The sequence below is a fragment of the Streptomyces sp. L2 genome, from assembly GCF_004124325.1.
Lineage (GTDB): Bacteria > Actinomycetota > Actinomycetes > Streptomycetales > Streptomycetaceae > Streptomyces.
The window spans coordinates 2,773,095-2,785,602 of sequence record NZ_QBDT01000001.1; the positions used below are offsets into that span (position 1 = coordinate 2,773,095).

Here is a 12,508-nt window from a genome sequence, read left to right on the forward strand (position 1 = left end):
GAAAGGAAAAACCCCTGTTCAGGCGATACGTTCCAGCACCACCGGGGACGGCGTGAACGGGGTGTTCGGGGCTGCGATGGCGTAGGAGCCCGCGACCGCCTGAAGGGCGTAGTCGAAGCGGTCCGGGGTGTCGGTGTGGAGGGTGAGGAGGGGCTGGCCCGCGGTGACGGTGTCGCCGGGCTTGGCGTGGAGTTCCACGCCTGCTCCGGCCTGGACCGGGTCCTCCTTGCGGGCGCGGCCGGCGCCGAGGCGCCAGGCGGCGATGCCGATGTCGTAGGCGTCGAGGCGGGTCAGGACGCCGGAGGCGCTCGCCTTGACGACGTGCTGTTCGCGGGAGGTGGGGAGGGCCGCGTCGGGGTCGCCGCCCTGGGCGGTGATCATGCGGCGCCAGACGTCCATCGCGGAGCCGTCCGCGAGGGCCTTCGCCGGGTCGGCGTCCTTCACCCCGGCGGCGTCGAGCATCTCGCGGGCCAGGGCGAGGGTCAGTTCGACGACGTCGGCGGGGCCGCCGCCGGCCAGGACCTCGACCGACTCGCGGACCTCCAGGGCGTTGCCGGCGGTGAGGCCGAGGGGGGTGGACATGTCGGTGAGGAGGGCGACCGTGTTCACGCCGTGGTCGGTGCCGAGGCCGACCATCGTGGAGGCCAGTTCTCGGGCGTCGTCCAGGGTCTTCATGAAGGCGCCCGAGCCGACCTTGACGTCCAGGACCAGGGAGCCGGTGCCCTCGGCGATCTTCTTGGACATGATGGAGGAGGCGATCAGCGGGATCGCCTCCACCGTGCCGGTGACGTCCCGGAGGGCGTACAGCTTCTTGTCGGCGGGGGCGAGCCCGTCGCCGGCCGCGCAGATCACCGCGCCCGTGCCGTCCAGCACCGAGAGCATCTCCTCGTTTGAGAGCAGGGCGCGCCAGCCCGGGATCGACTCCAGCTTGTCCAGGGTGCCGCCGGTGTGGCCGAGGCCGCGGCCGGAGAGCTGGGGGACGGCCGCGCCGCAGGCCGCGACCAGGGGGGCCAGCGGGAGGGTGATCTTGTCGCCGACGCCGCCCGTGGAGTGCTTGTCGGCCGTGGGGCGGGACAGGGAGGAGAAGTCCATGCGCTCACCGGAGGCGATCATGGCCGCCGTCCAGCGGGCGATCTCGCGCCGGTTCATGCCGTTGAGCAGGATCGCCATGGCGAGCGCGGACATCTGCTCGTCGGCGACCTCGCCGCGGGTGTACGCGTCGATGACCCAGTCGATCTGCTCGTCGGTCAGCTCGCCGCGGTCCCGCTTGCTGCGGATGACGGAGATGGCGTCCATGGCCATGGCTTTCCCTTCCGGGGGTGTGGAACTGTACGGCCCCTGCCGCGCGGGGCGGAGGGGCCGTACCGGAGTTACTTGGTGAGGTGGTCCGGGCCGAAGGCCTGCGGGAGCATCTCGGAGAGCGGGAGGATCCCGCCGGGGGTGTCCAGGAGCAGTCCGGGGCCGCCGAACTCGTACAGCAGCTGGCGGCAGCGGCCGCACGGCACGAGCAGCTCGCCCGCGCCGTTCACGCAGGTGAAGTGCGTGAGGCGGCCGCCTCCGGTGCGCTGCAGCTGGGAGACCAGGCCGCACTCGGCGCACAGGCCGAGGCCGTAGGAGGCGTTCTCCACGTTGCAGCCGGTGACGGTGCGGCCGTCGTCGACGAGGGCCGCCACGCCGACCGGGTAGCCGGAGTAGGGGGCGTAGGCGTGGGACATGGCGTCCCGGGCCTCGGCGCGCAGCGCCTCCCAGTCGAATCCGGCCGCCGGGTCCGCGGCGGTCACTTGCCCTGGCCCTTCCGGTACCGCATGCCGTCCGCCTTCGGCATGCGCAGCCGCTGGGCGGACAGGGACAGCACGAGGAGCGTGACGACGTACGGCGTCGCGCCCACGAAGTCGCCCGGGACCTCGTCGGTGAACAGGTACCAGACGAGGACCAGCGCGGCCATGACGGCGCTGATGACCCCCTGCCACAGCGCCTTGCGGTACAGCTTCCAGCCGGCCAGAACGGCGAGGAGGACGACCAGCAGCAGGAGCAGGGCGTGCACGGTGACGCCGCCGTTGCGCAGCTGGAGCGCGTCGGAGTAGCCGAACAGGCCGGCGCCCATGGCGAGGCCGCCGGGACGCCAGTTGCCGAAGATCATCGCCGCGAGGCCGATGTAGCCGCGGCCGCCGGTCTGGTTCTCCAGGTAGATGTGCGAGGTGACCAGGGAGAGGAAGGCACCGCCGAGTCCGGCGAGGCCGCCGGAGACGGCCACGGCCGCGTACTTGTAGCGGTAGACGTCGACGCCGAGGGACTCCGCGGCGGTCGGGTTCTCGCCGCAGGAGCGCAGCCGCAGGCCGAACGGGGTGCGCCACAGGATCCACCAACTGCCGACGAACAGGACGGCGGCGAGGATCGTGACCACGGACAGGTTGGTGACGAGGCCGCCGAGGATGCCGGCGATGTCGGAGACGAAGAACCAGTGGTGCTTCTCGATCGACGCGAGAGCGTCGGAGAGGCCGGGCACCGTGACGTTGGGCAGCGAGTCCACGGGCGGGGACTGCTTGGGGTCGCCGCCCGCCTCCGCGGCCTTGCCGGTGGCGAAGAAGATCTTGGCGAGGTACTGGGTGGCGCCGAGCGCGAGCAGGTTGATCGCGACACCGGAGACGATGTGGTCGACGCCGAAGGTGACGGTGGCGACGGCGTGCAGCAGGCCGCCGAGGACGCCGAAGCCGATGCCGCACAGCAGGCCGAGCCAGGGGCTGGTCTGCCAGCCGATCCAGCCGGCGCCGAAGGTGCCGAGGATCATCATGCCTTCGAGGCCGATGTTGACCACGCCGGCCCGCTCGGCCCACAGGCCGCCGAGTCCGGCGAGGCCGATGGGTACGGCCAGGCCCAGCGCGGCGCTGACCTGTCCGGCGGAGTCGAGCTGGTCGGAGCCGGTGATCATGCGGATCGCGGCGACGAGGATCAGCGCGCCGGCGACGAGCATGAGGATCTGGCCGAGGGAGCGGCCCGAACGGGTGGCCGCGGCGTCCGCCTTGGGCGCCGCGGGCGGCGGCGCGTCGGTCATCGTGGCAGTCATCACGCCACCTCCTGCTTCTTCGTCGGGGCGGCGGCCTGGGCGGCGAGTTCGGCGCCGACCCGCTGCTGCTGGCGCTTGAGGCCGTAGCGGCGTACGACTTCGTAGGCGATGACGACGCAGAGGACGATGACGCCCTGGATGACGCCGAGGATCTCCTTGTCGTAGCCCTGGAACTCCAGGTGGTTGGTGGTGCGCTCCAGGAAGCCCCAGAGCAGGGCGGCGAGCGCGATGCCGATGGGATGGTTGCGGCCGAGGAGCGCGATCGCGATGCCGGTGAAGCCGATGCCCGCGGGGAAGCTGTTGTCGAACTGGTGGCTCTCGTTGAGCAGCGTGGGCAGGCCGACCAGGCCGGCCACCGCACCGGAGATGATCATGCTGGTGGCGACCATCTTCTTCACGCCGACACCGCTCGCGGCGGCGGCCGTCTCGGACTGGCCGACGGTGCGCAGGTCGAAGCCGAAGCGGGTGCGGCCGAGGACGAACCAGTAGGCGACGCCGACGAGGACGGCGAGGATGATCAGGCTGTCGACCGAGCCGGCCGGGCCGGCGTTGATGTTCGGCAGGAACGAGGCGTGCGGCAGCGGCTTGGTGGAGACCAGGGTGCCGCCCTGCTGGAGTTCGCCGAGCTTTCCGGGCTGGAGCAGGTAGGCGATGATCGCGGTGGCGATCGAGTTCAGCATGATCGTGGAGATGACCTCGCTGACCCCTCGGGTCACCTTGAGGACACCGGCGATGCCCGCCCACACGGCGCCGGTCGCCATGGCGCAGATGATGATCAGCGGGATGGCGAGCCAGCCGGGCACGGCGAGCGCGCCGCCGAGGACGGCGGCGAAGAACGCGGCGAGCCGGTACTGGCCGTCGACACCGATGTTGAACAGGTTCATCCGGAAGCCGATGGCCACCGAGACGCCCGCGAGGTAGTAGGTCGTCGCCTTGTTGAGGATGTAGACCTGGCTGTCGCTGGCGGAGCCGTAGTTCAGCATGTCGCTGAAGGCGGGGCCCGGGTTCTTGCCGGTGGCGAGGATCACCAGGGTGGTGACGATGATCGCGGCGACGATCGCCAGCAGCGGGGCGGCGATCCCGAGGAGCAGCCGCTCCTTGTCGATCCGTGCGGTCAGCTTGTTCATCGCTCGTCGTCCTCTGTCTGCTCCGGGCCGCCCGTCTGCTCCGGGTCCGTCTGCTCGCCATGCTCCAGGTGGCCGGCCGCGGCGCCCGTCATGGCGGAGCCCAGCTCCTCGGGGGTGATGGTGGCGGGGTCGGCGTCGGCGACCAGGCGGCCGCGGTACATCACCCGCAGGGTGTCGGACAGGCCGATCAGCTCGTCCAGGTCGGCCGAGATCAGCAGCACGGCCAGGCCCTCGCGGCGGGCCTCGCGGATGTGGTCCCAGATCGCGGCCTGCGCGCCGACGTCCACACCGCGGGTGGGGTGGGCGGCGATGAGCAGCTTGGGGCTGTGGCTCATCTCGCGGCCGACGATCAGCTTCTGCTGGTTGCCGCCGGACAGGGAGGCCGCGGTGACCTCGATGCCGGGGGTGCGGACGTCGTACGCCTGCACGATCCGCTCGGTGTCGGTGCGGGCGGCCCGGGGGTCGAGGAGTCCGCCGCGCGAGTTGGGCTTCTCGGTGACGTGGCCGAGGATGCGGTTCTCCCACAGCGGGGCTTCCAGCAGGAGGCCGTGGCGGTGGCGGTCCTCGGGGATGTACCCGATGCCGGCCTCGCGGCGGCGGCGGGTGGCGTCCTGGGAGATGTCGGTGCCGTCGAGGGTGATGGTGCCGGCGTCCGGCTGCCGCATGCCCATGATCGCCTCGACCAGTTCGGACTGGCCGTTGCCCTCGACGCCGGCGATGCCGAGGACCTCGCCCTTGTGGATGGTCAGGGAGATCTGGTCGAGGATGACGCGCTCGATGCCGTCGAGGTCGGTCTGCGCCAGGTGCAGTCCGGCGACGTCCAGCATGGGGGCGTCGGTGACGGTGGATTCCGAGGTCTGCGGGGTGGGCAGTTCGCTGCCGACCATCAGTTCGGCGAGCTGCTTGGTGGTGGTCGACCTCGGCTCGACGGTGCCGACGGTGGTGCCCCGCCGGATGACGGTGATCTCGTCGGCGACGGACAGCACCTCGCCCAGCTTGTGGGAGATGAAGATGACGGTGAGGCCCTCGGCCTTCAGCTCGCGCAGGTTGTCGAAGAGGGCGTCGACCTCCTGCGGCACGAGGACGGCGGTGGGCTCGTCGAGGATCAGGGTCTTGGCGCCGCGGTAGAGGACCTTGAGGATCTCCACGCGCTGGCGGTCGGCGACGCCCAGCTGCTCGACGAGGACGTCCGGGCGGACGTTCAGTCCGTACGCCTCGGAGATCTCCTTGATCTTTCCCCGCGCCTTGCCGCCGATGCCGTACAGCTTCTCCGCGCCGAGGACCACGTTCTCCAGGACGGTGAGGTTGTCGGCGAGCATGAAGTGCTGGTGCACCATGCCGATGCCGCAGGCGATGGCGTCGGCGGGGGTCTTGAAGGCGACCCGCTCGCCGTTCACGGTGATGGTGCCCTCGTTCGGCTGCTGCATGCCGTAGAGGATCTTCATCAGGGTGGACTTGCCGGCGCCGTTCTCGCCGCACAGGGCGTGGACGGTGCCCGTGCGGACGGTGATGTCGATGTCGCGGTTGGCGACGACGCCGGGGAAGCGCTTGGTGATGCCGCGCAGTTCGACGGCAGCGGGAGGGCTGGACGCGTTGATGGCGCACTCTCCTCGGGGAAAGGGGCTGCGTAGGGGAGGGCAGGCGTCGGCGACGCTAGCGCGACAACTCCGCGCTACACGCGTAGAGTTGACACATTGTTATGGCTCGGCGAGGGGCGTCGCGTACAGGCCCTGAGGGCTGGGAACGCTCCCCTGCGCCGAGCCGGGGCCCGGCGGGACCGGTCGGGGTCCCGCCGGGGTCGGACGCATCAGGTCACGGGGTGGTCTTGACCTTGATGGAGCCGTCGACGATCTTCTTCTTCGCGGCGTCCAGCTTGGGCTGGATGTCGTCGATGAAGCCACCGCTGGTGGCCAGCTTCACGCCGCCCTTGGCCAGCGAGTAGACCTGGTTGCCGGTCAGCGGCTTGCCGTCGTGCACGGACTTGATGAAGTCGTAGACGCCGACGTCGACGTTCTTGACCATCGAGGTCAGGATCGAGCTCTTGTACTTGGCCAGACCCGGGATGTTGTACTGGTCGGAGTCCACGCCGATCGCCCAGGCGCCCTTGGTGCCGTTGACGGCCTCGATCGCGCCGTTGCCGGAGGAGCCGGCCGCCGTGTAGATGACGTCGGCGCCCTTGTCGAGCATGCCCTGCGCGGCGGCCTTGCCCTTGTCGGGGCTGGAGAAGCCGGACAGGTCGGAGCCGTGCGTCAGGTACTGGACGTCGACCTTGACCTTGGCGTTGGTGTCGTGCACGCCCTGGACGTAGCCCGCCTCGAACTTCTTGATCAGCGGGGTGTCGACACCGCCGATGAAGCCGACGTGGTCCTTCTTGGTCTTCAGCGCGGCGGCGACACCGGCCAGGTAGGAGCCCTGCTCCTCGGTGAAGGTGATGCTGTCGACGTTCTTGGCGTCCACGACCGAGTCGACGATGCCGAAGCTGGTCTTCGGGTACTTCGCGGCGACCTTGCCCATCGCGGTGGCATAGGAGAAGCCGACGGCCACGATCGGGTTGTAGCCGGCGTCCGCGAGGTCCGTCAGCCGCTGCTCACGGTCGGCCTCGGTGTCGGAGGTCTTGGCGGTCAGCTCCTTGATCGAGCCGCCGAACTCCTTCTCGGCCTTGTCGGCACCGCGGGCGGCGGAGTCGTTGAAGGAGCGGTCACCACGGCCGCCGACGTCGTAGGCGAGGCCGATCTTGACACCCTTGCCGCCGCCGGAGGACGAGGACGAGGAGGAGTTGTCGGAGGAGGTGCTGCCACACGCGGTGGCAGACATGGCGAGAGCTGCGGATGCGACAACCGCAGCGGAAAGCTTGGCTACCCGGCGCACGGGAAGGCTCCTTCACCTGACCTGAGCGCCGTGTCGGCGCTTGATGTGAGCACCATGCCAGTGCTCGGGCCGAGACGCCCCGGCGGCGTCGGCTTCGCGGCATCGTAACGCGCGTAGATGTCAGAAAAACACCTCTCGCGACGCCGTTATCGAATAGAGGCAAACGGTGCGTGAACTCCGCGATCCGCGGGTGGAAGGGGGGTGTCGCGCAGCGTGCACGAACGGCTGGGGAGCGTGTTGCGCCGGCCGGGGGAACGAGTGGGGATGTGCGGGTGCGCCGTGGCCGGTCGCGCAGTTCCCCGCGCCCCTAAAAGGGGCGCGGGGAACTGCGCAAGGGGGTCCGGGGGCTTGCCCCCGAGGTCGGGAGGGGAAGGGGCGGCGGGGGCGAGATCCGGTTTTTCAGACGCTCGGGTCGTCCAGGAAGGCCGCTGCCGTGAACATCTCCACGCCGACGGTGATCGCGTGTTCGTCGGCGTCGAAGTCACCCTGGTGCAGATCGCGGACCCGAGGGTCGCCGGGGGTACGGACCCCGAGGCGGGCCATCGCGCCGGGCACGTGCTCCAGGTACCAGGAGAAGTCCTCGCCTCCCAGGCTCTGCTCGGTGTTCTCCACGGACCGCATCCCGCGCCGCGCGACCATCGCCTTGCGCAGCAGCTCGGTGGCCCCCCGGTCGTTGACGACGGGCGGCACACCGCGCACGTAGTTGATCTCCGACTTGGCCCGGTGCAGCGTGGCGACCTCGTCGATGGCCGCGTGCACGATGTCGGGGGCCTCCCGCCAGGCGTCCAGGTCGAGGCAGCGGACGGTGCCGGACAGTTCGGCGTGCTGCGGGATGACGTTCGGCGCGTGGCCCGACTCGACGCGGCCCCAGGTGACGACGAGTCCCGCACGGGTGTCCACGCGCCGGGCGACCAGCGCCGGCACGTCGGTGACGACGCGGGCGGCGGCCGTGACCAGGTCGGTGGTCAGGTGCGGGCGGGCGGTGTGGCCGCCGGGCCCGTCGAGCGCGATCTCCAGCCGGTCGCAGGCGCTGGTGATGGGGCCGACGCGGAGCCCCACCCTGCCGGCGTCGACGCGCGGGTCGCAGTGCACGGCGAGGATCCGCCCCACCCCGTCCAGCGCCCCGCACGCGATGGCGTCGGCGGCACCGCCGGGCAGCACCTCCTCGGCGGGCTGGAAGATCAGCCGCACCGGGCGCGGCAGCAGTCCCTCTTCGTGCAGCCGGGCGAGGACGATCCCGGTACCGAGGACCACACTGGTGTGCACGTCGTGGCCGCAGGCGTGGGCACGGTCGGGCACGGTCGACCGGTAGGGGCAGTCGGCCTTGGTGTCGGGGATGGGCAGGGCGTCGATGTCGGCGCGCAGGGCGAGCAGCGGGACGGCGGACCGCTCCCCCTCGGCCAGTCCGATGTCACAGATGAGCCCGGTTCCCGAGGCGAGGACGCGGGGGCGGAGCCCGGCCTTCTCCAGCCGCTCCTTGATGGCGGCGGTCGTACGGAACTCCTGGTTGCCCAGTTCGGGGTGCATGTGCAAGTCGCGGCGGAAGGCGACGAGTTCGGCGTGCAGCGATTCGCTCAGCACACCGGGGAGCACATCCCCGGGGAGGTCGGCCTCGGACTCTAGGGACATCAATTGCTTCACCCTCTGAAGGGTAGGACGCCCGGCCGGTCGGCTGAGCGGGATCCGGAAAAGTTCAGCCCCGTGGGGGAAGAAAATCTGACCGGCGGACGCATGGCGGCGGACTGCGGTGGGTAAAACCTTTGTTTCCTCTTCCACGCATACCACGCCTGGCCCGCCTCACGCGCGACATGTCCAAAGATCGGAACCGGCCCGGCAGCGGCCGGTCGTGGGGAGGGGAGCCGCGCGGTGCCGTCGCCGACACCTCACCACTGCATGTTTATGCAGGCATCCTTGATCTCACGCAGGTGCTCAAACTGCGTTCCTGGTGCGATGTTTACCCAAATACATGGCCGACCCGAGCGAGTGAATGTACGGTTACCAGCATGCTCATTCATTCACCCCGGGGCTTCCGCAGCGTGACCAGGAACATGGGACTCAAGGACGTCGAGGACGACTTCGCGGCCGTCGTCTCCGAGGTGCCCGCCCGGTCCGCCGCCGTGTTCACCCGCTCGCGGTTCGCGGGACCGAGCGTCGTCCTCAGCCGTGCGGCGGCGGCCCGGCAGCGGAGCCGGGGGATGGTCGTGCTCTCCCGGAACGCCAACGTCGCCACCGGCGGTGCGGGCGCGGCCAACGCGGCCGAGGTGCGCCGCAGGGTCGCCGAGATCGCCGGCGTCGACCCCGAGGAACTGGTCATCGGCTCCACCGGGGTGATCGGCCGGCCCTACCCCATGGACAGCATCCGGTCCGGACTCGACGCGCTGTCCTGGCCGTTCCCGGAGGCGGACCTCGCCGCGGCGGCCGCGGCCATCATGACGACGGACACCCGGCCCAAGTACCTGGCCGTGCGGGTCGGTGACGCCGTGCTCGCCGGCATCGCCAAGGGCGTGGGCATGATCGAGCCGAACATGGCCACCCTGCTGACCTTCTTCTTCACCGACGCGGACATCCCGGCCGCCGAACTCGACGCCGTGTTCCGCCGGGTGATGGACCGGACGTTCAACGCCCTGAGCATCGACACCGACACCTCCACCAGCGACACGGCCGCGATCTTCGCCAACGGCCTGGCCGGTCCCGTCGGCCTCGACGGGTTCGAGCAGGCGCTGTACACCGTCGCCCTGCACCTCGTCCGCGACATCGCCGCCGACGGCGAGGGTGCCGCCAAGCTCATCGAGGTCCAGGTCACCGGGGCCCGCGACGACGCCCAGGCCAAACGGGTGGGCAAGAGCGTGGTCAACTCGCCCTTGGTGAAGACGGCCGTGCACGGGGCCGACCCCAACTGGGGGCGGGTCGCGATGGCCGTCGGCAAGCTGGAGGACGAGACCGACATCGAGCCGCCCCGGGTGCGGATCTGGTTCGGCGACCTCCCCATGCACCCGGAGGAGCCGGGCGACGCGCTGCTGGAGCGGGCGGCACGGTATCTGACCGGCGACGAGGTGGTCATCCGGGTGGACCTCGGCATCGGCGACGGCGCGTTCACCGTCTACGGCTGCGACCTCACCGAGGGCTACGTGAAGCTCAACGCCGACTACACGACCTGAGCCGGCCGCTTCCCGGCTCGCGCCAGGCTCCGGCCGCTCACACGACCTGAGCCGGCCGCTTCCCGGCTCGCGCCGGGCTCCGCGCAGGCGGCGACCGGGCTCGTCCCCCGCCGGTCACGCTCCCTTCGTGGCCGTAGGGATATCCCTACGGCCGCCGTGCGCCGCTTCCGCGGCGGGGCGGTGGCTCTCAGACTCCTCGTGGTGCCGCCCGGACCTGCCTCACACGGTCTCTCTCCCCAGGGGCGGCCCGTCTCCCCCACCCCGTCCCGAGAGGACAGGAAGACACCATGAGACGAAGACTCCTCACCTGGGCGACCGGCGCCTGTGTGATCGTCGCGGCCGGCGGGCTGGCCGTGGCGGCGCCCGCGCCGGACGCGCGGGCGGCCGACCCGGCCTGCGCGCAGTTGGTCGGCAACGGCGGTTTCGAGAACGGCACGTCACCCTGGTCGGCGAGCAGCGGTGTGATCACCGACGCCGGCGGGCAGAGCGCCCACGCGGGCAGCCACTTCGCCTGGCTGGACGGATACGGCTCCACCCACACCGACACCGTCTCGCAGAGCGTGACGATCCCGGCCGGCTGCACCACGGCCTCGCTCAGCTTCTATCTGCACGTCGACACGGACGAAACGACCTCGTCCACCGCGTACGACAAGCTCACCGCCAAGGTGGGTACGACGACCCTCGCCACGTACTCCAACCTGGACGCGGCCGCCGGGTACGTGAGGAAGACCGTGGACGTGTCCTCGTTCGCCGGGCAGACCGTCACCGTCTCCTTCACCGGCAGCGAGGACTCCGGCGCCCAGACCAGCTTCGTCCTCGACGACGTCGCCCTGGACACCTCCGGTGGCGGCACGACCCCGCCCCCGACCGGCGACTCCGTCCGGACGCCCGCGAAGCCGTCGTACACCGCCTCGCTGAGCAGCGACTCCACCGGCGCGCACTGGAGCGGGCACGAGAGCGTGACCTTCACCAACGCCTCGGCCGACCCGCTGAACGAGGTGTACCTGCGGTTGTGGGACAACGCCCACGGAAGCTGCCCGACCACGCCGATCGCGGTGACGCACGTGACCGGCGGCACCCCGGCCGCGCTGTCGGTGAACTGCACGGCGCTCAAGGTCACGTTGCCGGCCCCGCTCGCGCAGGGACAGAGCGGCACGGTCGGCTTCGACCTGGCGATCGACGTGCCCAGCGGCGCCGACCGGTTCGGCCACGACGGGCAGTTCGACTTCCTCGGCAACGCCCTGCCGGTCCTCGCGGTCCACGACGGCGACGGCTGGCACCTGGACGCGTACACGAACAACGGCGAGTCCTTCTACTCCCTGGCCGCCGACTTCGACGTCACCCTCGACCACCCGACCGCGCTGTCCGTCCCGGCCACCGGCACCTCCGTGGACACTCCCGGGTCCGCCGGGCGCACCGTCACCCGGGCCACCGCCAGGTCGGTGCGCGACTTCGCCTGGGCGGCCGGCCCGTTCAGCAAGGTGTCGGGCACGGCGCAGGACGGCACGAAGGTCAACGTCTACGGCGTGGACGGCATCGGCTCGTCCGACCTGCAGAGCATGCTGAGCGTGGCCGAGTCCGCGATCGACGCGCACGGACAGCGCTTCGGGGCCTACCCGTACGGCGAGGTGGACGCGGTCCTCGACAACGGCTTCTGGTTCGGCGGCATGGAGTACCCCGGCTTCGTCCTCGACCTGGTCGACCGCACGGCGCTCACGCACGAACTCGCCCACCAGTGGTTCTACGGCATCGTCGGCGACGACGAGTACAACCACCCGTGGCTGGACGAGTCGTTCACCGACTACGCAACCGACCTCGCCCTCGGCAAGGACGGCTCCGGCTGCTGGAACAACGTCTCCTGGGCGTCCGGCGACGAGGCGATCACCAACTCGATGGCGTACTGGGACGCCCACTCCGCCCGGTACTCCACCGTCGTCTACGGCTACGGCAAGTGCGCCCTGCACGACCTGCGCCGCGTCCTCGGCGACAGCGCGATGCAGAAGCTGCTGCACGACTACGCGCAGGCCCACTGGTACGGCGTCTCCACCACCGCCGAGTTCAAGGCGGCGGCACAGGCGCTGACGAGCACCGACCTGACGTCGTTCTGGGACCGGCACCGCATCGACGGCTGAGCCCGCTCAGGGGGTGACCCCGTTGGTTCAAGGTCGTACAGTCCGTCCCGTCCGGCGGGGCGGCCCCGACGCACTCACGAAGGGGAGGGACCCATGGGACCCATGAGCGACCCGACCCGGCGCCGGCGACGCCACCGGCACCGGCCCGGTCCCGGTGGC

Annotated in this window: 9 protein-coding genes; 2 read left to right on the forward strand and 7 right to left on the reverse strand. The window is 70.7% G+C overall.

Going from position 1 to position 12,508, the window contains the following annotated elements:
* Positions 1-18: 18 nt before the first annotated feature.
* The 7 genes from DBP14_RS11815 to DBP14_RS11845 form a co-directional block, all read right to left on the reverse strand.
* Positions 19-1,302, reverse strand: coding sequence for a thymidine phosphorylase (locus DBP14_RS11815; RefSeq protein ID WP_129307197.1), 1,284 nt, complete (start codon positions 1,300-1,302; stop codon positions 19-21).
* A 68-nt stretch (positions 1,303-1,370) separates the two neighbouring features.
* Complete coding sequence (locus DBP14_RS11820) at positions 1,371-1,781, reverse strand: cytidine deaminase (RefSeq protein ID WP_129307198.1); 411 nt, start codon at positions 1,779-1,781, stop codon at positions 1,371-1,373.
* A complete protein-coding gene (locus DBP14_RS11825; protein ID WP_129307199.1) occupies positions 1,778-3,064 on the reverse strand; it encodes an ABC transporter permease in 1,287 nt (428 codons plus the stop codon). Before DBP14_RS11825 ends, DBP14_RS11820 begins: the two co-directional genes overlap by 4 nt.
* Positions 3,064-4,191: an ABC transporter permease gene (locus tag DBP14_RS11830; protein ID WP_129307200.1), complete on the reverse strand. Its 1,128-nt coding sequence runs from the start codon at positions 4,189-4,191 to the stop codon at positions 3,064-3,066. Before DBP14_RS11830 ends, DBP14_RS11825 begins: the two co-directional genes overlap by 1 nt.
* On the reverse strand, positions 4,188-5,789 hold the full coding sequence (locus tag DBP14_RS11835; protein WP_129307201.1) for an ABC transporter ATP-binding protein: 1,602 nt from the start codon (positions 5,787-5,789) through the stop codon (positions 4,188-4,190). Before DBP14_RS11835 ends, DBP14_RS11830 begins: the two co-directional genes overlap by 4 nt.
* A 214-nt stretch (positions 5,790-6,003) precedes the next feature.
* Positions 6,004-7,059 carry a BMP family ABC transporter substrate-binding protein gene (locus tag DBP14_RS11840; protein WP_129307202.1) on the reverse strand — a complete coding sequence of 352 codons (1,056 nt, stop codon included), beginning with the start codon at positions 7,057-7,059 and terminating at the stop codon, positions 6,004-6,006.
* Between the two features lie 399 nt (positions 7,060-7,458).
* Positions 7,459-8,688, reverse strand: coding sequence for a M20 family metallopeptidase (locus DBP14_RS11845; protein WP_164992308.1), 1,230 nt, complete (start codon positions 8,686-8,688; stop codon positions 7,459-7,461).
* 374 nt (positions 8,689-9,062) lie between these two features.
* Between DBP14_RS11845 and argJ the strand changes: the two genes are divergently transcribed.
* Together argJ and DBP14_RS11855 are read left to right on the forward strand one after the other, a co-directional pair.
* Positions 9,063-10,217 carry a bifunctional glutamate N-acetyltransferase/amino-acid acetyltransferase ArgJ gene (gene argJ / locus DBP14_RS11850; RefSeq protein WP_129307203.1) on the forward strand — a complete coding sequence of 385 codons (1,155 nt, stop codon included), beginning with the start codon at positions 9,063-9,065 and terminating at the stop codon, positions 10,215-10,217.
* A 287-nt stretch (positions 10,218-10,504) separates the two neighbouring features.
* Positions 10,505-12,349 (forward strand): M1 family aminopeptidase, encoded by a 1,845-nt coding sequence (locus DBP14_RS11855; protein WP_129307204.1) that lies wholly within the window; start codon positions 10,505-10,507, stop codon positions 12,347-12,349.
* The last annotated feature ends 159 nt before the right edge of the window (positions 12,350-12,508 follow it).